The sequence below is a fragment of the Paraburkholderia sp. SSBN10T genome (genome assembly GCF_056619545.1).
Window position 1 is genome coordinate 1 of sequence record NZ_JBWQQI010000027.1, and the last position, 23970, is coordinate 23970.

22 protein-coding genes are annotated in these 23970 nt (G+C 62.6%); 6 read left to right on the top strand and 16 right to left on the bottom strand.

Annotation, left to right across the window (positions count from 1 at the left end; genetic code table 11):
• Positions 1–184 precede the first annotated feature (184 nt).
• The 7 genes from AC1ECK_RS30805 to AC1ECK_RS30835 all read right to left on the bottom strand — a co-directional run bounded on the left by AC1ECK_RS30805 (position 185) and on the right by AC1ECK_RS30835 (position 8356).
• Entirely contained in the window at positions 185–1150 is a 966-nt protein-coding gene (locus AC1ECK_RS30805) for an ABC transporter permease (RefSeq protein WP_480326051.1), read from the bottom strand.
• Entirely contained in the window at positions 1150–2028 is an 879-nt protein-coding gene (locus AC1ECK_RS30810) for an ABC transporter permease (protein WP_480326053.1), read from the bottom strand. The genes AC1ECK_RS30805 and AC1ECK_RS30810 overlap by 1 nt, the downstream gene beginning before the upstream one ends.
• Complete coding sequence (locus tag AC1ECK_RS30815) at positions 2025–3104, bottom strand: ABC transporter ATP-binding protein (protein WP_480326055.1); 1080 nt, start codon at positions 3102–3104, stop codon at positions 2025–2027. Before AC1ECK_RS30815 ends, AC1ECK_RS30810 begins: the two co-directional genes overlap by 4 nt.
• 192 nt (positions 3105–3296) lie before the next feature.
• A complete protein-coding gene (locus AC1ECK_RS30820) occupies positions 3297–4475 on the bottom strand; it encodes an extracellular solute-binding protein (RefSeq protein WP_480326056.1) in 1179 nt (392 codons plus the stop codon).
• Positions 4476–4769: 294 nt separating this feature from the next.
• A complete protein-coding gene (locus AC1ECK_RS30825; RefSeq protein ID WP_480326058.1) occupies positions 4770–5702 on the bottom strand; it encodes an SMP-30/gluconolactonase/LRE family protein in 933 nt (310 codons plus the stop codon).
• 119 nt (positions 5703–5821) lie between these two features.
• Positions 5822–7402 carry an aldehyde dehydrogenase (NADP(+)) gene (locus AC1ECK_RS30830; protein WP_480326060.1) on the bottom strand — a complete coding sequence of 527 codons (1581 nt, stop codon included), beginning with the start codon at positions 7400–7402 and terminating at the stop codon, positions 5822–5824.
• Between the two features lie 12 nt (positions 7403–7414).
• A complete protein-coding gene (locus AC1ECK_RS30835) occupies positions 7415–8356 on the bottom strand; it encodes a dihydrodipicolinate synthase family protein (RefSeq protein ID WP_480326062.1) in 942 nt (313 codons plus the stop codon).
• A gap of 884 nt (positions 8357–9240) precedes the next feature.
• Here AC1ECK_RS30835 and AC1ECK_RS30840 point away from each other — a divergent pair.
• The gene (locus tag AC1ECK_RS30840) at positions 9241–9945 is read left to right on the top strand and encodes a helix-turn-helix transcriptional regulator (RefSeq protein ID WP_480326063.1); all 705 of its coding nucleotides are present in this window, start codon (positions 9241–9243) and stop codon (positions 9943–9945) included.
• Here the strand turns inward: AC1ECK_RS30840 and AC1ECK_RS30845 are convergent.
• The 3 genes from AC1ECK_RS30845 to AC1ECK_RS30855 all read right to left on the bottom strand — a co-directional run bounded on the left by AC1ECK_RS30845 (position 9929) and on the right by AC1ECK_RS30855 (position 12809).
• The gene (locus AC1ECK_RS30845; protein WP_480326065.1) at positions 9929–10258 is read right to left on the bottom strand and encodes a helix-turn-helix domain-containing protein; all 330 of its coding nucleotides are present in this window, start codon (positions 10256–10258) and stop codon (positions 9929–9931) included. The two genes, AC1ECK_RS30840 and AC1ECK_RS30845, sit on opposite strands and share 17 nt — an antisense overlap.
• A 202-nt stretch (positions 10259–10460) precedes the next feature.
• Entirely contained in the window at positions 10461–11975 is a 1515-nt protein-coding gene (locus AC1ECK_RS30850; protein WP_480326220.1) for an MFS transporter, read from the bottom strand.
• A 144-nt stretch (positions 11976–12119) separates the two neighbouring features.
• Positions 12120–12809: a FadR/GntR family transcriptional regulator gene (locus AC1ECK_RS30855; protein ID WP_480326067.1), complete on the bottom strand. Its 690-nt coding sequence runs from the start codon at positions 12807–12809 to the stop codon at positions 12120–12122.
• A 313-nt stretch (positions 12810–13122) separates the two neighbouring features.
• Between AC1ECK_RS30855 and AC1ECK_RS30860 the strand changes: the two genes are divergently transcribed.
• Entirely contained in the window at positions 13123–13587 is a 465-nt protein-coding gene (locus tag AC1ECK_RS30860) for a universal stress protein (protein WP_480326069.1), read from the top strand.
• Between the two features lie 167 nt (positions 13588–13754).
• On the opposite strand, the gene AC1ECK_RS30865 is transcribed toward AC1ECK_RS30860, so the two are convergent.
• Positions 13755–13901 (bottom strand): hypothetical protein, encoded by a 147-nt coding sequence (locus tag AC1ECK_RS30865; protein ID WP_480326071.1) that lies wholly within the window; start codon positions 13899–13901, stop codon positions 13755–13757.
• Between AC1ECK_RS30865 and AC1ECK_RS30870 the strand changes: the two genes are divergently transcribed.
• Complete coding sequence (locus AC1ECK_RS30870) at positions 13885–14541, top strand: helix-turn-helix domain-containing protein (RefSeq protein ID WP_480326073.1); 657 nt, start codon at positions 13885–13887, stop codon at positions 14539–14541. The genes AC1ECK_RS30865 and AC1ECK_RS30870 overlap by 17 nt on opposite strands.
• Before the next feature lie 132 nt (positions 14542–14673).
• Positions 14674–16008: an SUMF1/EgtB/PvdO family nonheme iron enzyme gene (locus AC1ECK_RS30875; RefSeq protein WP_480326075.1), complete on the top strand. Its 1335-nt coding sequence runs from the start codon at positions 14674–14676 to the stop codon at positions 16006–16008.
• Positions 16009–16037: 29 nt separating this feature from the next.
• Here the strand turns inward: AC1ECK_RS30875 and AC1ECK_RS30880 are convergent, their stop codons facing one another.
• The 5 genes from AC1ECK_RS30880 to AC1ECK_RS30900 form a co-directional block, all read right to left on the bottom strand.
• Complete coding sequence (locus tag AC1ECK_RS30880) at positions 16038–16895, bottom strand: SIS domain-containing protein (protein WP_480326077.1); 858 nt, start codon at positions 16893–16895, stop codon at positions 16038–16040.
• A gap of 81 nt (positions 16896–16976) precedes the next feature.
• On the bottom strand, positions 16977–17975 hold the full coding sequence (locus AC1ECK_RS30885) for an ABC transporter permease (RefSeq protein WP_480326079.1): 999 nt from the start codon (positions 17973–17975) through the stop codon (positions 16977–16979).
• A gap of 18 nt (positions 17976–17993) precedes the next feature.
• Positions 17994–19502 carry a sugar ABC transporter ATP-binding protein gene (locus tag AC1ECK_RS30890; RefSeq protein ID WP_480326081.1) on the bottom strand — a complete coding sequence of 503 codons (1509 nt, stop codon included), beginning with the start codon at positions 19500–19502 and terminating at the stop codon, positions 17994–17996.
• A 65-nt stretch (positions 19503–19567) separates the two neighbouring features.
• Complete coding sequence (locus AC1ECK_RS30895) at positions 19568–20545, bottom strand: sugar ABC transporter substrate-binding protein (protein WP_480326083.1); 978 nt, start codon at positions 20543–20545, stop codon at positions 19568–19570.
• Between the two features lie 90 nt (positions 20546–20635).
• Positions 20636–22066 carry an FAD-binding oxidoreductase gene (locus tag AC1ECK_RS30900; protein WP_480326085.1) on the bottom strand — a complete coding sequence of 477 codons (1431 nt, stop codon included), beginning with the start codon at positions 22064–22066 and terminating at the stop codon, positions 20636–20638.
• A 261-nt stretch (positions 22067–22327) separates the two neighbouring features.
• Here AC1ECK_RS30900 and AC1ECK_RS30905 point away from each other — a divergent pair, with 261 nt between their 5' ends.
• Positions 22328–22975, top strand: a complete 648-nt coding sequence (locus AC1ECK_RS30905; RefSeq protein ID WP_480326086.1) for a glucose-6-phosphate isomerase — start codon at positions 22328–22330, stop codon at positions 22973–22975.
• On the top strand, positions 22972–23943 hold the full coding sequence (locus tag AC1ECK_RS30910) for a shikimate dehydrogenase family protein (protein ID WP_480326088.1): 972 nt from the start codon (positions 22972–22974) through the stop codon (positions 23941–23943). Before AC1ECK_RS30905 ends, AC1ECK_RS30910 begins: the two co-directional genes overlap by 4 nt.
• The last annotated feature ends 27 nt before the right edge of the window (positions 23944–23970 follow it).

Sequence of the window (23970 nt, forward strand, 5' to 3'; positions counted from 1 at the left end):
CTCCTCGCGGCTATAGCCCATCTGCGCCGTGCGCGAGCGGTGGCCGAACGAGCGCAGGTCGTTTACGCCATACCAGCGGTGGCTGCGCAATTCTTCTGGGGTCTTTCTCTTGGTCACAACACGCTCTCCAGCTTCAGTCCTGGCTACAAAGCCCGTTAATCAACACGCTGACCGCTCGTCCGGCTCAGCGCTTCTGTTCCTTCACACGTGAAACGATCTGCGTCGGGCTCACGAATTGCAGTGCGATCAGCACCCACACCAACGTGATTGCCATATAGATCATCGCCATTGCATCGATCGATTGCGGCGCGCGCACGCCGGTCGAAAACACCGCGTAGTACAGCGCGACCACCAGCGTCTGCGTGCCGGGTCCGGCCGTGAAGAAGGTCAACTCGAACATGCCGATGGTGCGCACCAGCACGAGCAAACCCGCAGCCAGCATGCCGGGCACCAGCAGCGGCAGCAGCACATAGCGGAAATAGCGAAACGTATTGGCGCCGAAGATGCGCGCCGCGGCCTCGAGGTTCGGATCGATCTGCTCGATGAACGGTGTCATGACCAGAATCACGAACGGCAGCGCGGGCACGAGGTTCGCGAGAATCACACCGGACAGCGTGCCGGCGAGACCCACCTTGTACATCACGGTCGCCATCGGAATGCCGTAGGTGACCGGCGGCACCATCAGCGGCAGCAGGAACACCAGCACGGCGAAGCGTTTGCCGGGGAACTGCACGCGCGCCAGCGCATACGCGGCAGGCACGCCGAGCAGGATCGACAGGATCACCACCGCGCCGACCACTTCGACCGTGACCCATAGCACGCTCGCCAACTGGAAGTCGCTCCATGCCTGCGCGTACCAGTGAAGCGTAAAGCCTTGCGGCAACAGCGTGCCGAACCAGCGCGTGCCCACCGAGTTGACCGCCACCGTCGCGATCAAAAGCACGACGTTGACAAGGAAAAACACCATCGCGCCCCACACCAGCACTTTCCAGACGCGTTCGACAAGCGCCGTGCGCTGCTTGACGGCCCGCTCCGGTTGCACGCCGCGATTGCGGCCCGCACTATCGCCTTCGCGCTCGCCGGACTGGGCCTGCGTCTGCGATTTGGCGGATGTGGGCCAGGCTGGCGTGACGTGACGATCGCTTGTCATCACCCCTTCCCTCCCGTCACCGGACCGCTGTAGAAGAAACGGCGCGCACCGAGCATGCCGGCCACCACCAGCAGTTGCACGAAGCCCATCACCATGGCGATGGCCGAGGCGAGCGAGTAGTCGTAGTTTTCAAACGCGGCCTCGGCTGCGGCAATCGACATGACACGCGTCGGTCCCGCAGGTGCGCCGAGCAGCACCGCCGACGGAAACACCGAGAAGGCCTGTACGAACGACAGGCACGCCGCCATCGTCAACCCAGGCACCAGCAACGGCAGGTAGATGCGCAGAAACTGCTGCCACGGACTTGCGCCGAGCGTGGCGGCGGCGCTGGCCAGGGTTGGGTCGATCCCCGTCACGTACGACAAGGTCAGCAGGAACGCAAACGGAAAGCCCGACACGATCAGCGAAATCAGGACACCCGAGTAATTGTGCGTGAGCCGCACTTCGTCGGTGTACAGATGCAAGCCCTGCAAAGCCTGCGGAAACCAGCCGTGCGGACCGAAATACGTGAGCATGCCGTCGGCAATCAGCACCGTGCCCAACGTGACGGGAATCACCAGTAGCGTGGTGACGAGCTTCTGATACGGCGAGTTGCGGCGCAACGCAAAGGCCACCGGAATCGACACACCGACGTTGATCAGCGTCGCCGGCACCGCGAGCTTCAAGGTGACTAGAATGGTCGGCCACATCGACGTATCGGTGAAGAACGACACGTAGTTCGCCCACAGCCCACCGCCGTTCATCGGCTGGAACGACAGCACCAGCCCATACGCAAACGGATAAATGAACAGCGCGACGATAAAGATCAGCGCAGGCGCAACCAGCCAGCCCTTGGCGTCGCGCGGAGCGAGCGGCGGCGACAACGTACCGGCGCTCATGATGCATCACCGTCGTACACCAGCGTGCGCGAGGGCGGCACACGCAGCGTCATGCGTTCGCCCACCGCGAACTCGCCCGCCACGCGTGCCCACAGTTCGCCGAACGCGGACTTCACACGAATCAGCGAATCGCGCCCGCCGTATTCGACCGTGATCACTTCAGCGTCGAATGCGTTTTCCGCGCCCGGCGTGCTGCGCTCCATATCTTCCGGACGCAGCGCCACGCTCACACGTTTGCCGTTAAACCCGTGCATCGGCATGCCCAGCAGACGCACACCGTTTGCGCTTACCGCCACGGCGTCGCCTTGCATCCCCTCGAGCGTGAAGCCGATCACATTGCGATAACCCATAAAACGCGCGACATGCAGGTTCTTCGGCCGCCCATAGACTTCCTTCGGTGTGGCCACCTGTTGCACGACGCCTTCTTTCATCACGACGATGCGATCGGCCATCGACAGCGCTTCGTCCTGGTCGTGCGTCACGTAGATCGTCGCGCGTTCGAGCTGGCTATGGATGCGGCGAATCTCCGCGCGCATTTCGATGCGCAGCTTCGTATCCAGATTCGACAGTGGCTCATCCATCAGCACGAGCGGCGGTTCGATCACAATGGCCCGCGCAATCGCCACACGCTGCTGCTGGCCGCCGGACAACTGGCCCGGCAGCTTGCGTTCATGCCCGACCAGTTGCACGAGCTGCAAGGCCTCGCGGGCGCGGCGGACCGCTTCGCTGCGCGCGACGCCGCGCATCTTCAGACCGAAGCCGACGTTGTCGAGCACGCTCATGTGTGGAAACAGCGCGTAGTTCTGGAACACCATGCCGAAGCCGCGCTTTTCGGGTGGCAGGACGTCGATGCGCGTGTCGTCGAGCCAGATGCCGCCGCCGGTGAGCGGCTGCAAGCCCGCAATGCAGTTGAGCGCTGTCGACTTGCCGCAGCCTGACGGCCCGAGCAATGCGATGAATTCGCCACGCCGGATGTCCAGGTCGAGACCCTGCAGCGCGGCCACGGCGTGGCCCTCGGCACTGGTAAAACTGCGGCTCACCGAGTCGAGACGCAACTGCTCAAAATGAGGTTTCATGGCGGGTTCCTGTCGATCGGAGTTGGCGCTTTAGCACTTACTCCGATCCCATCCAAAGCCGTCGCCTGGAGTTGGCGTGTCGGCCAGAGTTGGCGCCTTAGCGTTTACTCCAATCCCACGCAAAGCTGATACTGTCGGCGCTTCATCGCGCTTCAAGCACCGCCGCGCGGATCATCAGCACCCTGCCCCCGGCTACTGACTCTTCTGCGCGCCGATATCGCGGTCCCACTTCTGGAACGCGGCGACCATCGCAGCGGCATCGAGCGGCAGCACGTGCGGATGCGCGGCCAGCATTTGCGTGTATTCCGGCCGCCCGTACTTCTTCAGGACTTCCTGGCTATGCGCCGGCGCCTGATCGACGGTCACGCCCTTGATTGCCGGCCCGGGATAGAAATAGCCATCGTCATAGGTCAGCGCCTGCTGCGCCGGTTGCAGCATGAAATTCATCAGCTTGTAGAGAATGTCGAGCTTCTCTTTCGGCACGCCCTTCGGGATCACCATATAGTGCGCGTCGTTGACCCACGTCATGTTGTCCAGGCCCTGCACGCGGAAATCGGCCGGCACGATCCCGAGCGCGCGCGGGTTGATATCCCAGCCCGTCACCGTGACCGTCATGTCGCGGGTGCCTTCGCCCAGCTCCTTCATCACCGCCGACGTACCACCGGGGTAATACGGCACGCAATCGTTCAGTTGCTTGAGGAACGCCCAGGTCTTGTCCCAGCCGTGAATCGGATCGCGCGGGTCCTTGTCGCCGAGCACATACGGCAGGCCCATCAGGAACGTGCGCCCCGGACCGGAGTTGGCCGGACGCGCATAGATCAGCTTGTTCGGATGCGCCTTGCACCACTGCAACAACTGCTCCGGCGTCCTGGGCGGATCGCTGACCTTCGCGGGGTTGTACTCGAGCAACGGCCCAGCCGGCATATACGCCACTTCGAGCCCGAAGCCCTGCGCCAGATCCTGCATCTTGCGCGGACCGGGTGCGTAGTTGTCGAGCAGGCCCGGGAAGCTGGCCGCCTGATCCGGCAGCAGTTTGGTCCACAGATTCTGTTCGATGCCGGCAGCAAGCGCGTCCGTGCCGGTCAGCACCAGATCGATATCGGAGCGGCCGGCCGCCTGCATCGCCTTGATCTTGCCGGGCAACTGCGGCGCAGGCGCGTTGGTGTAAGTGATGTTCGCCACGAGGTTCGGGTACTTCGCCTTGAACGCTTCGAAGCCTTTTTGCGTCAACTGGAGATCGCCCGCCACATCGACGATATTGAGCGTGACCGGATCGGCGTACGCCGGCGACGCGAAGGTCGTCCCCAAAGCTACCCCTACCGCGACGCAGATACCCGCTAACCTGACTGACAAGCTGCCAGAAAAAGTCATTCCGTCTCCTCGCTTCTTGGTATGGAAGTCCGCCGGTCAAATCGCGATGCGGGCGGTTCGTGTCTCTCAATGCAACATAGCGAACGCCCACTGTCGATGTCAAGCAAATTCAAGGCCGCCGCATGACCCAACCGCTTCAGCCTGTCTCGCCAGAACCCTTCTGATACAAAGCTTTGATGGGAATTCCCGAGGGCAACGCTGGGCTTGCCGACTGGGCCCCCGATAATTTGTCAGGCAACTTGAGACGCGCCAGCGAACATACCGATGCACACCAGCCGCGAAGCTGTGTGTGCGTCACCCACCCTTCACGCCCTGCGTGTTCACATACAGCGAATACAGCCCGTGGCTCGCTGCCATGAACAACCGGTTGCGATGCCGGCCGCCGAAGCAGACGTTCGCACAACGCTCCGGCAAGGCGATATGGCCAATCGCTTCGCCTTGCGGCGTGAAGACGCGTACGCCATCGAGTTCGTCGGTACCCATGCCCCAGCCGCACCACAGGTTGCCGTGAATATCGACCCGGAATCCGTCCGGCGTGCCCGGCCCCGCGTCGATCAGCACGCGGTTGTTCGAAAGCGTGTTGCCCGTGACGTCGAAGGCGCGGATCTTGCGCGGCTCGCTGCGCGATTCGACCACATACAGAATCGATTCATCGGGCGAGAAAGCGAGGCCATTGGGTCCGAGCACGTCGTCGATCACCATCGACACCTCGCCGCTCTGCCCATCCACGCGATACACGCAGGCCGGCAATTCCGGCTCCTGCTGCTCGCCTTCGTAAAAGCCGTCGATCCCGAAGGTCGGATCGCTGAACCAGATCGAGCCGTCCGACTTCACAATCACGTCGTTGGGCGAATTGAAACGCTTGCCGCGGTACCGGTCTGCCAGCACGGTGATCGAGCCGTCGTACTCGGTGCGCGTGACCCGGCGCGTCAGATGCTCGCAACTCACGAGCCGCCCCTCGCGATCGCGCGTATGGCCGTTGGCGTTGTTCGAAGGCTGGCGAAACGGCGTGACCGCCCCGCTTTGTTCGTCCCAGCGCAGGATGCGGTTGTTCGGGATGTCGCTCCACAACAGGTAGCGCCCGTCGCCGAACCACACCGGTCCTTCCGACCAGCGCGCGCCCTGATACAGGCATTCGACCGAAGCCGAGGCAAGGCGCAAGTTTTTGAAGCGCGGATCGAGGATGCGAATGGCGGGGTCGGGATAGCGTCGGTTGGTGTCGGTCATGCCTTGTCCTTCGGGTGCTTGTGGATTGTTGCCCGCGGTGCGTTGCACACCACGGGCACGGGTGCGAGACCCAAAGCCTGCCACTCACCATGGCCCTGTGGCAAGCGGTCACCCAATGCTCAGCCTCGTACGAACTGACCGTCGCGCAAGCGCCAGAGTTCGAGCGGATTGTCGTCGTGCAGTGCTTCCGGCAGCAGTTCGGCCGGCAAGTCCTGATAGCAGACCGGCCGCAGGAAGCGCTCGATCGCCGTCGCGCCAACCGAGGTTGCGCGCGCATCGGAGGTGGCCGGGAACGGGCCGCCATGCACCATCGCGTGACAGACTTCGACGCCCGTCGGGAACCCGTTCGCCAGAATCCGCCCCACCTTGCGCTCGAGCGTCGGCAGCAATTGCCGCGCCAGCGGATAGTCTTCGGCTTCGAGTTGCAGGGTCGCGGTCAACTGGCCTTCGAGATGCTCGGCTACCTTGAGCATCTCCGCGATGTCCGCGCAGGTGACGATCAGCGAGGTTGGCCCGAAGATTTCGTCTTCGAGCGGCGCCGTGGCGAGGAACTGCGCCGCCGTGGTTTCGAACAGCACCGGCAAGGCCGCGCAATGCGCTTCCGAAGACGCACCTTGCGCCAGGCTTTGCACGCCGTTGAGCTGGGCGCGCTGCGTCACACCGCCCTGATAGGCGGCCGCGATGCCCGCTGTCAGCATAGTCTGCGCGCCTTTGCCGGCAAGCGCGCTCGCGGCGGCTTCGATAAAGCCGCGGGTGTGCGGCCCTTCGAGCACCAGCACGAGACCCGGGTTCGTGCAGAACTGACCGACTCCAAGCGTAACCGAATCCACGAAACCGTTCGCAAGCGCTTCGGCGCGCTTCGCCAACGCGCCGGGCAACACGAAGAACGGATTGACGCTGCTCATTTCGGCGAACACGGGAATCGGTTCACGACGCCTCGCGGCAATCTCGACCAGCGCGACACCGCCGCGCCGCGAGCCGGTAAAGCCCACCGACTTGATCGCCGGATGCTTCACGAGCGCCTCGCCGATTTCGTTGCCCGCGCCGATGACGAGCGAAAACACGCCTTCGGGCAAGCCGCTGTCGGCTACCGCCTTCTGGATCGCGCGTCCCACCAGTTCGGAGGTCCCGAGATGCGCTGGGTGCGCCTTGACGACAACCGGGCAGCCTGCCGCCAGAGCCGAGGCCGTATCGCCGCCGGCCACGGAAAAGGCCAGCGGAAAATTGCTGGCGCCGAACACGGCCACCGGTCCGACCGGAATCTTTTGCAGACGCAGATCGGCACGCGGCAGGGGCTTGCGTTCGGGCAGCGCGGAATCGAGCGTGGCGGTCAGCCAGCGCCCCTCGCGCACCAGTGCGGCGAACAGCTTGAGCTGCCCCACCGTGCGGCCGCGTTCGCCTTCCAGACGCGCTTTCGGCAAAGCCGATTCGAGATGCGCCCGCTCGATCAACGCATCGCCGAGTGCGACGATATTTTCGGCAATCGCTTCGAGAAAACGCCCGCGCGTTTCGAGCGGTGCGTAACGGTAAGGGTCGAACGCCAGGGCCGCCAGTTCGCAGGCGCGTTCGACTTCCGCCGTGCCGCCTGCGCCGAACGCCGGTTCAAGTTCCGTATTGCGCGCCGGGTCGAACGCGTACAGCGTGCCACGGGCTCCGCGTACAGCGGATGCGCCAAGCAACATCTCTCCAGTGATCTGCATCGTGAAATTCCTTTAACGTGACACTGCCGCGCCGGCAAACTGCCGCTCGAACGCGAGCAGCGCCTGGGTGGCCTGGTCGATACTCGGATGATGCTCCGCCGGACTCGAACTGAGCAGCGGCAGCATATGCCCCATGTCGGCAATGCCCGAGAATGTAACAGCATCGTGCAGCACGCGGATCAGCGAGATGTCGTCGCGTAAGGTTTCGAGCGGCATGAAGGCGTCATAGATACGCTGCGCCTCGCTCAGGTTGCCCGCTTTGGTGGCCTGCAGCATGGCCGTCACCGCATGCGACGCAATACAGCCCGAGCCGGTCGTCCACGCCGCCAGGCCAAACTCGCGCAGATGCACCAGCGCCGGCCGCTCGCCCATGCCGGACACCACCTTCGCGGCCGGCACGCTTTGCAGCAGGCGGCGCAGATAGGCATCGTCCGCGGGATTCTCGCGCACGATCGCGTACTTGACCGCGATCAGCGTGCCACGCTCCACCAGCCGCGCAAGCGTGTCCACGTCCACATAGTTTTCGCTCTTGATGTACAGCGTGAGCGGCATGCCGGCCGCGTCGACGATGCGCGTGAGGCCCGCCTCGACGCCTTCGGAGGTCGTAAAGCCGGCCAGCGGCAGCACCATCGCCGTGCGATACGAGGTCTGCGCGAGGATGCGGGCCTGATCGAGCATCTTGCCGTAGTCCGCACCGATGGCCGGGATCACGCGGGTCTCCGGACCTGCGCTTTCAGCAAGCATGTCGAGCAGCTCGCGGTATTCGCTCACGGCCACGTGGTAAAGGTTTGCGTTGCCGCCGTACAGCAGCGTGCGCACGCCGCCCGCTTCGATGTGTCGGATCAGCTTCTGGTTTTCCGCCGCGTCGAGCGACAGGTCGGCACGGCGCGCCAGCGGCGGCACGGCCATGACGGTCGAGGCGAACTCGCTCTCGTGGATGGGGGAGATTTTCATGGCACCTCAAGACGGTATCGAAGAATTGACGCCAAGGTAGCACCCGCCCAGCAATGTTGTCAAACAACATTTAGGGAGCGCCCCGCCAGTCAGGCTGCCCAGTCAGCCGCCAGAAAGGCAAAGGAAATCTTTGAATTCATCGGCTTCCCGGGTGCGATGCAGCGTGCGCAAGGGGCGTTCTGATTTCTTGAAGCGATCGATTTTCGTATGACAACATATAAAACGCTGCACGATCAATCGAGGCGCCATTTCGATTCGATATTTGAGAACCGGACGGCAAGGCCGCATTGCGATCGGCCAGGCGGAACAATTAGCAAATTAATCAAACAGGCAGAACTAAAACTTTATTGTTATTTCAGCCGCCTGAATCAAGACTCTATTAAGTTAAAATAGCGCCTCTAACCGGATCAGCCAATTAATTTTGTGGCAAAGCTTCGCTTGTGACTGAGCGGTTCCGGTAGCAAATCATTTGGCCCTCATTGAAAAATGGAGGGTTTATAGGCGATGCCCACGCTATGCAATTGAGGCGCCGCCCAGCGCACAAGCCCGTCCCGCCGAGGTTAAATCGAGTGGAAATCGTCTGCGGCGGCGCAGATTTGACATCTGCCAAGCAACGCCCGCCCTGCTTGAGTAGCGCGGGGCTGGTCAGCATCCGATTGGGCAAATGTTGGCCCATTGAGGATATTTTTGCTGTCTTTACGCCGTTGCAGAGAATCTGGCTACCGGAACAACTAGCATCAGACTTCGCATTTTGAGCCGCTTAGTAATAAACGGTGATAAATTGCTGCCCAACACCATGCCGGTCGCGAGTTCGCGTCGGCGAAACCTGCGGCCGGGCCGCTGCGATTGAGAGAACGAAAGTGTCGCTACATTTTAATGAGCAAATGTCGCCACTGGTGGACGCCCCAGACGAAGCGACGTGGTTCGACGCGCTCACCACCATTGCAGGCACCTGGGGTTTCGATCGGGTTCTGATCGCGATGCTGCCGCGCCCCGGCATGCGCCTGGAAGATGCCTACATGCGCAGTACGTACTCGCAAACGTGGTGGCGGAGTTACGAAGCGCACGGTTTCATGCATATCGATCCGGTCGTGAGCCATTGCCTGACGCGCGCTGCGCCGCTGATCTGGTCGCCGGAACTGTTCTCGACGCGCCAGCAGCAGGAGATGTACGAACTGGCCTGCCTGCATGGTCTGCGTTCCGGCGTTTCGCTGCCGATCCACGGACCGAATCAGGAAGCCGGCATGCTGTGTCTCGCCAACAACTTCAACACAACCGACGCGTTCTGGACGGAGATAGACAGCGTGCTGCCCAAGCTCGTCCTGCTGCGCGATCTGGTCATCGACACGAGCCGCCGCCATCTCCGTTCGCACGCGCAAAGCCTGCTGCCGCAATTGACGCCGCGCGAGCGCGAATGCCTGAAATGGACCGCGCGCGGCAAATCCACCTGGGAAATTTCGCATATTCTCAGTTGCTCGGAAGCTGCGGTGAACTTCCACGTCAAGAATATCAGAGCGAAATTCGGAGTGAATTCGCGGCGCGCGGCGGCCGTGATTGCTGCACAAATGGGTCTTATTGACCCGGGTTAAGCAAAGCAGCGGCATCGCGGCTGTAAATCACCCGTTCGGCACGCCCTAAATCGCCGTCAGAAATCGTCTTCAGGAAGTAAAGCCCCAGCAGGATCGAAACCGGCGGCGGAATTTCCGCGCCCGACTCGAACCGGCTGCCGCGCGATTGAGTCACGCCAAAGCGTGCCCAGAAACGCCGCTGGCTTTCCTTTTTCATTTTGCGGTAAGCAATGATCAGGTGGCGATCGACCGTGGCCGGCGTCTCGTCTGCAGCGTCAACCGTGCGGTTTTGAATGGTGACGGGTGCTTTCCAATGATTTTCCAGTAATTCCATGTTAGATCTCTCAGGTTGATTGGGTGTTATTTGTCTGAATTTTGATTGACCCTGAACCACCACACACCTATCCAGGTAGGTAGGTGCAAATCCGACCCAACACGCATAGCGATTTTTGCGCGTTTTTTAATCTGGAAAATCGAGAAATTATTTCCGGGCCGCCGGATAGCAGCCCTTGAAAAGAGGTAAAAAACGCCGCTTTTTAATTACCGCTGCGCTTGAAAGTGATATGCGAGATTCTGCGCACGACAAAAGCCGCTACGAGTGCGGCAACACCCGTCAGAACCACGCCGATATGAATCGACTGAACCAGCACCTGGCGCGCCGCTTCCACTAGCGCCGGGCCAGCCAGTCCCGCCCGTCCCAGTTCGCCGAGCAGGGTATCGCGCAGGCTCGGGTCGATCAGAATCCGCGGGTCAGACAACTTCGGCAGCCATCTGGAGGCCACCGGCTCGCCGAGCACCCGCAGGGCGTCGGCCACTCCTGCTTCGTAGCGCCGGTTGACGATCGTCGCAACGATGCTGGTGCCGAGCATCCCGCCCACCATCCGGGTGGACTGCAACAGCGCAGTCGTGATGCCGAAGCGCTCGCGCCCGGCAATCTCCTGGCCGAACACGTTCAGGTTGTTGAGAATGAACCCGAGGCCGATACCGACGGCGCCCATCGCCAGTTCGAGGTAAAGATGCGGCGTGGCCGGCGTGGCGAGCGCAATGCCGACCGACGCGACCACCAGCAACATGAAACCAATCGAAAGAATCAGCGTCGGCTTCGGCAAGTGGATCACGATGCGCGTATTGATCACGCTGCCAAGCGCGATGCAGGCGGCGATCGGCGTGGCCAGCAGCCCAGCCTGTTGCGGGGTCAGGCCGAAGCCGCCTTGCAGCAGCAGCGGCGCGAAGAAGATCAGCGAGAACATCACGAAGCCCGATAGCAGCGACAGCGTGAACAGCGTCACGAGCTGGCCGTCGCGGAACAGATCGAGCGGAATGATGGGGTGCGTCGCGCGGCGCTCGCACATCAGCAGCACGGCGGCGCCGACGCCGACCACGGCCGCCAGCAGCAGGTTGCCGGTCGTTAGACCCGACTTCGGCACGGCTTCGATAAACGTCTGCAGGCCGCCCAACACCAGCGCCACCAGCGCGGCCCCAGCCCAGTCGATGCGCACCGCACCGCTCACCGCACGCCGGTAATTCGGCAGATGCGCCCAGATGAAATACAACGCGAGCACGCCGACCGGCAGGTTGACGAGGAAGGTCGAACGCCAGCCGAACTGCTGGCTCAGCCAGCCGCCGAGCGACGGCCCCGCCGCCGTACCGATGCCGTACGCCGCCGCCATGATGACCTGCCAGCGCACCCGGGCGCGGGCATCGGGAAACAGATCGGGAATCGAGGCGAACGCGGTGCCGACCATCATGCCGCCGCCCACGCCTTGCAGGCCGCGCGCCATCACCAGAAACGGCATGCTGGGCGCCACTCCGCACAACAGCGAGGCCACCGTGAAGACGATCACCGCCGCCAGCACGAAACGCTTGCGGCCGAAATAGTCGCCGAGCCGCCCGAATACCGGCACCGTCACCACCGAGGCCAGCAGGTACGCGCTCGCGATCCACGCGTAGAACTCGAAGCCGCGCAACTCGGACACGATTGACGGCAAGGCGGTGCTGACTACGGTCTGGTCGAGCGCGACCAGCATGTTGACGAGCGCGATGCCGAGCATCGCCAGCAAGGCATCGCGGAAAGGCAGGGGGTGGGGAAGATTCACTTCGGACAACGCGGCACAGCGCGCGAGAAAGCCAGACACGAGGCTGGACCGATTAAAAAAACGGGCCGCGTTTCGCGCGGCCCGGGGGAAGGGAACAACTCAGGAACCGAACATCCGCTCAAGCGCATTTTCTAGGTGCGCACGCATGGCATGCCCGGCACCGGGACCGTCCTTGCGGCGGATCGCTTCGAGCACCGCAAGGTGCTCGGCCTGCACCAGGCGCTGCCGCTCGAGCGTCTTCACCAGCGAGAGGTTGCGCGACAGGTTCATGCTGAAGACGATCTGCTCTTCGATGAAGGACATCACGGTAATGAAAAACGGATTCTTCGAGGCCCGCGCGACCGCGAGGTGAAACGCGAAGTCGTCCTTCGCGCCGATCCCCTGGGTTTCGACGATGCGCTCCAGTTCGTCCCACGCGTGCTGGATGGCGGCGACGTCATCCGGTTCGGCTTTCTGCGCCGCCAGTTCAGCCGCGCCGGCTTCGGTGACGATGCGAAATTCGTAGCAGCGACGGATATCGGAGAGCGTTTCGAGCGGCGCGAAGCGGCGCACGTCCGGATCCGGCCGGCGCGCGACCGTGGTGCCTGAGCCGTGGCGCGTAATGATGATGCCGTCGGCGCGCAAACGGGCGAGCGCCTCGCGCACGGTGGGCCGCGAGGTTTCAAAGCGTTCGGCGAGTGCGTGTTCGGTAGGCAAGCGCTCCCCTTCCTTGTACTCGCCTTCGAGTATGCGGTTCAGGATGTCGCCGTAGATCTTGTCGGGCAAGCCCGTCGATTTGCGCTCGTTCATCTTCGCTGGGAGGTTTGGCTTGTCTGAATAGGCCATGATTGTAAGGCAAACAAGGAGCCACAGATGCGCAAAAATCGGCCCAAAGGCCTCAAAAACACCCGCTGAGGGCGGCTGGGCGGCGCAATGACTATATGACCCTATCTATATAAATTTGACAAGTATTTGATTTACATCCTGACGAAGAGGTAGGTTCTTCAGCCATCCTTTAAGCTGGCACCAGCAATCGGTTGCCCAAACAGTTGTCTAAGGAAGCGCCGAATCAGTCGTCATTGGGCGCAGCCGGTCCCGAATCCTTCCGACGCGGAGTCCAACCATGTACAAACGTATCCTCGTAGCGGTCGACGGCAGCAACACTTCCCGCCGCGCCTTCGAAGCCGCCCTGAGCCTGGCCAGTTCGATGGGGGCCGTGCTCCAGCCGTTCTACGTTGTCGAGAACACCCCTATGTATTTCGAGGCGCCCGGCTACGACCCCTCTATCCTGCGCAACCAACTGGTCGAACAGGGCAAGCAACTCGGCGTCGAACTGAATCAGGCCATGCGTGCCCGCAACGTCGCGGGGGAAGTGGCGGTGGGCGAGGCGACCTCGCTCGACGACGTCGCAGCGGTCGTGCTGAAGGCCGCCGCCGCATTCAATGCCGATCTGCTGGTGATGGGCACGCACGGGCGCCGCGGCGTGCAGCGGCTGTTCCTTGGCAGCGTCGCCGAACGCTGCGTCCGGCAGGCGGCCCTGCCCGTCCTGCTGATTCCATTGGCAGCCGGACAGGAACACACGGCTTAGGCAACGGCATGATTCCGGGCCGCCGTGACGGCATGCGCGGCCCGGTGTTCCCGGGGCCGGATGCAACTGCGCGGCCTTGTGACGCTGCGCAAACAGGCGCGGCGCAGTGACGCGTCACTTTGTCGCAAAACAACGGATAACCACAGGAGGACAATGGTTTAACTTCCTTACAACCGGTCGTACACCATGCTTACGCCCATCGTCGTCACTCCGCCCGCAACCCGCCGCGCTCCCGTCGTCCCCGCCCGTCCCATGCGCCCCGTCGCGCGCAGCGCCGCGCGCTGCTCCAGTTGCGCGATGCGTCCACTGTGCATGCCGCAAGGCCTCTCGGCCCAAGAGCTGCCGAAGCTCGAAGCGTTGATCTGCAGCGCGCGCGCAGTACGGCGCGGCGACAGGCTCTACCGGGCCGGCGACGCATTCGAGAATCTGTATGCGGTACGCTCCGGCTCGCTCAAAACCACCATGTCGCACCGCGACGGCCGCGAGCAGGTCACCGGCCTGCGCCTCGCGGGCGAGGCGCTCGGTCTCGACGGCATCAGCGAGGACAAGCACGCCAGCAGCGCGATCGCGCTGGAAGACAGCACCGTCTGCATCATCCCCTACGTCGCGCTCAAGCATCTGTGCCGCGAAATCGGCTCCATGCAGGAGCGGTTGCACAAGCTAATGGGCGAGCAGATCGTCCGTGAGAGCGCGCAGATGATGGTGCTTGGCTCCCTGTCGGCAGAAGAACGGGTCGCCGCGTTCCTGCTCGATATCTCGGAGCGCAACGCGAAACGCGGCTATTCGTCGGCGGAATTCAATCTGCGCATGACGCGTGAAGATATGGGCAGCTATCTCGGCACCACGCTCGAAACGGTGAGCCGCACCCTGTCACGCTTTCAAAAGCGCGGCCTGATCGGCACGCAAGGAAAGTTCATCCGCATCGTCGACCTCGAAGGTCTGCGCCACGTGTAGTCCACGTGGCGCCCCGCGGCGCGGCCAGCCGTGCTGCGGGAATCTGCGCCCCGGGGCGTAACCGCCGTCTTGGCATGTGTCCTGCGAGCAGGTACAGTCTTCAAACTGTCCTCCTCAAGGAGACCCGGCGATATGAATCGCGACCCCGCCCCGCATCATCCGCTAGTCCAGCGCCTGATCGACGCGCGTCACATTAGCGACGCCCTCTTCTCCATCGTCAAACCCGAGTATCTGTATGAACGGCCGATCCGCGAGCGTCACCGGATCGTCTTCTACATCGGCCATCTCGAAGCATTCGACCGCAACCTGTTCGATCAGCGTCTGTGTTCGCTCCCCGCCTTCGATGCGCCGCTCGACCAGTTGTTCGCGTTCGGCATCGATCCCGTCGACGGCGAGCTGCCCACCGACGTGCCCAGCGACTGGCCGTCGCTCGACGTCGTGCGCGAATACGGCCAGCAGGCACGCACGCAGATCGATCGCGAACTGGCGGCATTGAGCATCGACGGGCAGCCGCAAGCGGAAGGCGCGCCAGTTGGCGCGGCCGAGCAGTTGCTGCATGTGGCCATCGAGCATCGCCTGATGCACGCCGAGACCCTCGCGTACATGCTGCATCAGTTGCCGCTTGCGCAGAAGATCGCCCCTGACCACGGTGACGCTCAAGACCGCGCCGACAACCCGGCTCCGCGCCAGGATCTTCGTGCGAGCGCGCCCGATCACACCGGGATGGTCCAGGTGCCGGCCGGCCCCACGCTGCTCGGCATGCCGCGCGATAGCGGACGCTTCGGCTGGGACAACGAGTTCGGCGAACTGCGTGTCGATGTGCCGGCCTTCGCGATTGACCGCTACATGGTCACGAACGGCGCGTACCTGGAATTCCTGCTCGCCGGCGGTTACCGGCAGCGCGCATGGTGGAAAGACAAGGACTGGGCCTGGAAGGAAAGCGAGCGGATCACCCGGCCGGCCGGCTGGTCGCAACGCGACGGCGACGGCGAGTGGATGCTGCGCACGATGTTCGAGGAAATCCCCTTGCCGCTCGATTGGCCGGTGTACGTCAGCCATGCGGAAGCCAGCGCGTATGCCCGCTGGGCCGGTAAAGCGCTGCCGACCGAAGCGCAATGGCAACGCGCCGCGCACGGTGCGCCGCACGCGGCTTCGGGCAACTTCGATTTTCGCAGTTGGGATCCGCAGGCGGTCGACGCACATCCGGACAACGTCAGCACGTTCGGCGTGGAAGGCCAGTTCGGCAACGGTTGGGAATGGACCTCGACACTATTCGACGCGCTGCCTGGCTTCGAACCGTTTCCGTTCTACCTGGGGTACTCCGCCAATTTCTTCGACGGGCAGCACTACGTGCTGAAGGGCGGCTCGGCGCGCACCGCGCAATGCATGTTGCGGCCTGAGTTTCGCAACTGGTTTCAGGCGCATTATCAGTATGTTTATGCGGGGTTTCGGTGCGTGGGGGAATGACGAATTAACCGCAACTCTGGAGCGGAACACTAGATCATTCCAGACGAACGCATGTCGGCGAGATGCTTTTTCATATCGAGCACTTCAAGCGTATGCTGCTCGCCTTTGCGCAGCGCAACGCTCGTCGAAAGGATATCGACAATGACAAGCGCCGCCAGACGCGAGGTCGTGGGTGTGTAGACATCCGTATTCTCAAGGGTTTCGGCAATCACCGCGACGTCCGAAAAGCGCGTGAGCGGGCTGTTGGATCCAGTGATGACGACCACGCCCGCGCCACGCTCCCTTGCCGTGCGCGCCACCTCGATAAGCGAGCGCGTCGAGCCCGTGTTCGAGATTGCGACGACAGCGTCCCCTGGCTTGAGCATCGAGGCCGCGATGAACTGCTGATGCGAATCCTGATGCGCGACACACGGCACGCCAAAGAGCGGGAATTTCTGCTGCGCGTCCAGAGCGACAATCCCCGAGGCGCCAAAGCCGAAGAACTCGATCCGTTTTGCCTGCGATAACAGATCGACTGCCCGCCCGATCGCAGCGAAATCGAGTTTCTTGCGCGCCCAGTCGAGGCTGGTGATGGTGTAATCGAAAATCTTGGTTGCAATGGTCTCGGTATCGTCGTCACCATTGAGCACGGAATGGGCCGCGGGCGCGCCTAGCGCGAGACTCTGCACAACCCGGATCTTGAACTCCCGAAAACCGCTGCAGCCGATCGTCGAGCAAAACCGCAGCACGGTTGGCTCGCTGACCTGCGCCAGGCGCGCGAGATCCGCCAGGCTGATGTCCGGGATGGCGTTCAGATTCCCAAGAATGTAGTCGGCTACCTGCCGGCTGCCGCGCCGAAGGTTCGGACGGGCGCGGTCGATCAGTTCGAGGATGTTGTAATCGGGCACGCAGTATTCCTTCGCTCAGTATTCAGGGCGCCTCTGCGACGCCAGAGTGACCAACCCCAGAAACGAAGTTTAACGGAAGAGTCAGCGGCGCCAGAAGCGTGCGCCCCGCTGCAAAAGTACCGCCACGACAATAATGATCCCCATGACAACCTGCTGGTGATACCCGGGCACACTCGCAAGGTTCATGATGTTGCCGATCACACCGAGAATCAGCACACCCATCAGCGTATTGAGCACGCCGCCCTTGCCGCCGGCAAGACTGGCGCCGCCGATCACGACGGCGGCAATCACCGTCAATTCGTCGCCGACTCCCACGGTCGGCGCACCGACGCCCGCCCGTGAAGTGGAAATGATGCCCGCCATGGCGGCCAGCAGTCCGGAGCTCACGTACGTCCCGAGCACGTGACGTGCAACGGGCACGCCGGAGAGGCGCACCGCCTCCTCGTTAGACCCAATCGCGCGAACTACCCGGCCGGCACGCATCCGGTTCAGCGCGACCCCGCCGATCACGAAAACCACCAGCGTGACAAGGGTCGGGCCTGGAATGCCGAGATACGAATGACGACCGAAGTCGAGAAGCGCCTGACCGGAATCGTCGACGAGTACCGGCGAGCCGTTTGCGACAATCATGGCGATCCCGCGCGCAACCGTCATCATCGCCAGCGTGACGACGAACGGCGTCAGCCGGCACCAGGCGACGAGAACGCCCGACGCAAGACCGCATAGCCCACCAACAAGCAGCGTAGCGATCAGCGCGAAAGTCAGTCCATGGTCCGGGATCAACATCGCGGACAACACGCTGCCCAACGCCGCAACAGAGCCCACCGACAGATCGATACCGCCCGTCAACACGACGAGCAGCATCCCCACCGACATGATGCCGACTCCCGCAACCTGGCGCGAGATGTTGGAGAGGTTCGCCACCGAGAGGAAGTCGTCGGAGATGAATGAAGCTCCGATGATCAGGACAACTAGAATCGCCACCGTGTTGAAACGGCGCGCGACCGACCACCATTGTCTGACGCGTGAGTGGCCGGACTGCGCCCGACGCGAATCCGAAGTGACAACGCTGGGGTTCATGATGTGAGTCTCCGAACTTTATACATGTGAAAGTGTGCCGGCCTCGCTCTCGGCGCGGCGCAACGAAAGTGACAGAATCCGCTCCTCGCTGTAGTCGCCGGGTTCAAGTTCGCCGCGGATCTGGCCATCTCCCATGACGAGGATACGGTCGCACAAACCCATCAATTCCTGGTGTTCCGACGAGATCACGAGTACCGCCTTGCCGCGTTCGGCCAACTGGTTGATGAGCGTATAGATTTCGACCTTCGCGCCGACGTCGACGCCACGCGTCGGCTCGTCGAGGATAATGAGGTCGCCGTCTGCATGGAACCATTTGGCGAGTACCACCTTCTGCTGGTTGCCGCCGGACAGCGTGGACACGTCGGCATCCATCGAACGCGCCTTGATTCGCAGCGATTCCATCAGTTTCGTCACATAGGCCCGCTCGCGGCCGAAGGCAAGAAAGCCCAGCGGGCCGCTCACCGATTTCAGCGCGGCGAGTGTCGCATTGATGCGGATCGGCATCGACAGTACCGCCCCCTGACCCTTGCGATCCTCCGGTACGAAGCCGATCCCGGCGCGTACCGCCGCCATCGGCGAACGGACGTTCAAGGTCTTCTGCCTGAGTTCAATCGTGCCGGAGTCCCGGATGTCCGCGCCGAAAATCAGCCGTGCGACTTCGGTTCGGCCGGAGCCGATCAAGCCGCCAAGACCGACGACTTCGCCGGCCCGTAGCGTGAACGACACATCGCGCACCGCTTCGCCGCGCGTGAGGCCGGACACTTTCAGGACTTCGTCGCCGATGCTCGCGTGCCGTTGCGGGAACAGCACGGACAGCGGCCGGCCGACCATCTTGCGAATCAGTTCGTCGCGTGTGATCGCCCCGGGTACGACGGTATCGACACGTTTGCCGTCCTTGAGCACGGTGATGCGGTCGGCGATTGCAAAGACTTCTTCGAGCCGGTGCGATATATAGACAATCCCGACGCCGCGCGAGCGCAGCTCCCTCACGATCTCGAGCAAGCGGTCGGCATCCGATGGAGCGAGGGCGGCCGTGGGTTCGTCGAGCACCAGCAGCTTCAACTGCCCGCTCAACGCCTTGGCAATCTCAATCACCTGGCATTGTGCAGCCGACATCGTCCCGACGAGCGCGGCCGGATCGATGTCGAAACCGAGACTGGCGATCAGCTCGCGCGCCTTGGTCCGCAACGTACGCCAGTCGATCACGGCGGGCAGGGTGCCGAGAAACACGTTTTCCGCAACCGACAGATCGGGCGCCAGTGCAGTTTCCTGGTGAATCACCGCAATCCCTTCGGCAAGCGCCGCATGGGGATTGCGAAACGCAATCTCGCGGCCCTCGATGCGAATCACACCCGTATCCGGCTGATGGCCACCACCGATCACTCGCATGAGAGTCGATTTACCCGCGCCATTTTCGCCGACGAGCGCATGGACCTCACCACTGAAGACATCGAAGTCGATGTTCTCAATGGCGTGAATGCCGCCAAAACGCTTGTCAATGCCGCTGAGGGCAATGAACGGAATCATTGAACAGTCTCCGATTTGCATACGCGCCGAGATGGCCGGCGCGTATGCAAGTGTTCCCACCCGGCCTAGAAAATCGCCTTGGGGTTGTAGTACTTGTCGACGTTGCCCTTGTAGATGACAGCGGACGGCGTATACGAAATCTTCGGCACGTTCGTCACCTGGCCCTGCGCCGCCTTTACGCCGATGTCGACCGCGGTGCGGGCCACCAGCGCCGGATCGTTCAACGCCGTCGCACCATACTTGCCCTCCTTGATCAGGGCGAGCGCTTCCTTCTGGCCGTCGGCGGCGGCGACCAGCGTGATACCCTGGCGGCCCGCGCTTTCGATCGCCCGGCGTGCGCCGAGCACCATGCTGTCGTTCTCGCCGAGGACCATGTTGATGTCCTTGTTCGCCACCAGCAGGTCTTCCATCGCCTTCAGGCCGCCTTCGTCCGACCAGTTGCCCCAGCCCTGACCGACAATCTGGATGTTGGCCTTGCCGGTCTTGGCCAGTTGCGCCTCGACGATGCCCTGAATCACGCCGTCACGACGCTCCTTGCCGACCGGGTTGCCTTTCTCGCCGGAGATCAGTGCAATCTTGAGCGGCTTGTCGCCCATGTTGTCGACGACCCACGAGCCGACGAGCGCCCCGTTCTCGCTATTCGACGACTGCACGAGCGTCAGATACTTGGCTTTCGGATCGAGCGTGCTGTCGATTACGACGACCTTCACGCCCGCAGCCGTTGCGGCGTTCACGGAGTTCACCAGACCTTCGGGATCGGCCGGGTCGATGATCAGCACCTTGATGCCGCGCGTGACCAGATCCTCGACGTCCGAAATCTGCTTGCCCATCTTGCCCTGCGCATCGGCGACGATCACGTCTTCGCCGAGTTCGGTGGCGCGCGCCTTCGCGGATTCCATCGCCGCTGCGAAGTACGGCGCGTTGAGCACCTTCATCGAGATCCCGACCTTGATCTTGTCGGCGGCAAACGCCGGATTCGTCGCCATCACGCCCGCGACAGCCAGCGCCATCCCACACATCACATGCTTAACGAGACGTGTCATGTCTCCTCCTTTTTTAGGTTATTACGCGGTTCAAACGGTCCTGCAATCGTCCTGCACCGGCGGCAAAACCACCGGCCCACAACAAATCGGTCATGCCGGCAGCAGCTTCCCTGGATTCAGGAGATTCAGCGGGTCGAGCGCGGCCTTCACGGCTCTCATCGCCGTCAGTTCGGCAGGTGTGCGCGACAGCGCCAGCACGCCCAGTTTCTTCGTGCCGATGCCGTGCTCCGCCGACACCGAGCCGTTCATCTCGCCGGTCACGCCGTAGACCACCTGCTGGACCTCGGCCGCGGTGGTCGACGGCCAGTCGGGCTCCTGCACGACGATGTGAAGATTGCCGTCGCCCAGATGGCCATACACGAGGATCGTCGCGTTCGGCCACCGTTCGCGCAGTCGCGCCTCGCAGCGATGCGCGGCGACGCCGACATCGGTGATCGGAAAACTGACGTCAAACGAGACGCGCCCGGGAATCAGCCGCCCATACTCGCCCGGTGCATCGCGAATCGCCCAGAAAGCCGCAGCATGGGCGTCGGACGAGGCGATCGCCGCATCGGAGATCGTCCCCGCTTCGAGCATGTCGGCCAGAAACTCTTCGAACGCGGCCGTCTGTCGTTCAGGATCGGCGCCGCTGCTCTCCAGCAGCACGTAGTACGCGTGCTTACCCTCGAGCGGCGCGCGCAATTCGGGCAAGCGCGACAGAACGAAATCGTAGTAACCCGGCCACATCACCTCGAAGGCCGATACGCCGGCAGGCAGCCGCTCCTGTGCGTGGCGCAGCAACGTCGTAACGGCGTCGTAGCCGGGCAGGCCGCACCACGCTGTCGATACCGCACGCGGTTTTGGCCTCAGGCGCAGCACCGCGCGCGTGATGACCGCGAGCGTGCCTTCGCTGCCGATCAACAGATTGCGCAGATCGTAGCCGGTATTGTTCTTGATCATTCTGCGCAGACCGCCCACCACGCTGCCGTCGGACAACACGGCTTCAATGTCGAGCACCTGCTCGCGCATCATGCCGTACTTGATCACGCGGTTGCCGCCCGCGTTGGTCGCAAGATTGCCGCCAATCGTGCAACTGCCGCGCGCACCCAGATCGAGCGGAAACATGAAGCCCGCCTCGTCGGCGGCTTCCTGCACCGTTTGCAGCGGCGTGCCGGCCAGCACGGTCATGGTTGCGCCGACGGCATCGATGCTTTCGATGCCGTTCATCAACTCCAGGCTAAGCGCGACTTCACCTCCCAGCATGCACGCGCCGCCGGCAAGACCCGTGAGGCCACCCTGCGTGACGACGGCCTGTCCGTGCGCGTGACAGATTCGCAGCGCGGTCGCGACGTGTTCGGTAGTTCTCGGGCGTATCAGCGCCAGCGGTTCGTTGCACGGCATGCGGCTCGAGTCCGCGTTTTTCCGTCCGGCGAATTCCGCCGGCAGGCTCACGACTTCGGCACCCAGTGCCGCGCGCAACGCCTCGACGGCGGCGTGTTTTCCAGACTCCGTGGCGCCGTCCGGCGCTGGGCTGACTTGCATCGAATGTCTCCTGCTTTGTTGCTCGCGACGGCGGAGCGTCTCGTCCGGCTGGACCGCATCCAGCGTCGCGATGGTTGCAACCGGAGCAACATTTTCTTTAGTTGCTCATATTGAAAACGATAGTAACACTATCATTATATTTAGGTACAGCGCGATTTATCCCGGGAAAACCCGGATATATCTGCGAAAAACAAACGTTATCATTACTAAAAGTAACGTTACCGCGACTCGCGGGAAACCACAATCAGGAGGATGCATCTGATGGAATGGCCTGAACCGCGCTCTTTCGACGTGGATCTGGAAACCGGCCTTCTGGTCGGTACCGATTCGCGCTACCAGAAACGCCTGGTGGATCTGAAGGGCCTGTACGCCGACGCCGCCGCATTCGACGCGCTAGCGGCAAGCCGAGGCAACGAGATCGTCTATGAAGTCACGGATCACCGCCCCAGCAGCAATCCGGGCGACCTCATCACCGGCGTGACGCGCATGGCTCCCGGCAAGATCGGCGACGAATACTTCATGACGCGCGGTCATATTCACGCGAACATCGACCGCCCGGAACTCTATTTCGGTCTCAAGGGCTATGGCCTGATGCTGCTGGAATCGCCCGATGGCGAAACACGTGTCATCGAGATTCGCGCGAACACGGCCTGCTACGTACCACCGCGCTGGATCCACCGGTCGGTCAACCTCGGCGACGAGGACTTCGTCATGCTGTTCTGTTATCCGGCCGACTCGGGACAGGACTACGCCATCATCGAGAAATCGAATGGCATGAAGCTTCGCGTCGTCGACGACGGCGCCGGCTCGTGGCGCAGTGTCGCCAACCCGCTGTATCAGAAACGCTCGCAGCAGCAGATCGACGCGTTGCTTGAACGCGCAGCGGCCACAGAAGGGGTGACGCGATGAGCTATAAGCCGGCAACCACGCCCACGTTCTACTTCATCGGCGTCACGACCGCCCAGAGCTCGATCATGCGGGTGTTCCCCGCATGGGCCCGCCATCTCGGGCTTGGCGATGTCGAGATCAAGGGCATCGACTTCCAGCCCCACTCGAGCGCACAGGCGTATCGCGATGCGGTCGACTTCCTGAAGTACGACCCGCTCTCCCTCGGGGCACTCGTTACGACGCATAAGATCGACCTGTACGCCGCGTGCCACGATCTTTTCGATGAAATCGATCCTCACGCGCTGATGATGGGCGAGACGAGTTGCCTGTCGAAACGCGACGGCAAGTTCGTTTGTCATGCGAAAGATCCCATCACTTCCGGTTTTGCGCTCGACGGCTTTCTTCCGCCCGGACACTTTGCGCGCACCGGAGCAGAAGTGTTCTCGATGGGCGCCGGCGGTTCAACGATCGCGCTGACCTGGCACCTGATGCAAACCAGCCGCGACGCCGACCGGCCGTCGAAGGTAATCGTGTCCAACCGCTCCCCGGCACGGCTGGAAGAGATCGAACGGATCCATCGCGAACTCGACCTGGGCGTACCGTGCGAATACGTGATCGCGCCGCACCCGGAAGACAACGATGCGGTTCTCTCGCGGCTTTCGCCCGGTGCACTCGTCATCAATGCCACCGGACTCGGCAAGGATGCGCCCGGCTCGCCCTTGAGCGATGCCGCGGTATTTCCGCGGCAGGCCATCGCATGGGATCTGAACTATCGCGGCGACCTGATCTTTCTGGACCAGGCGCGCGCCCAGGCCAAAACCCGCGAGCTTCAGGTCGAAGATGGCTGGACCTACTTCATTTACGGGTGGACGCGAGTCATTGCCGAGGTATTTCACGCGGACATCCCGTCGCGCGGACCCGCTTTCGACGAGATTTGCCGCGTCGCTGAAGTGGCCGGCAAGCCGGGGGCGGCGCAGCCGGTCGCTTGACAGCACTTCAACGGCGGCGCAAAAAGA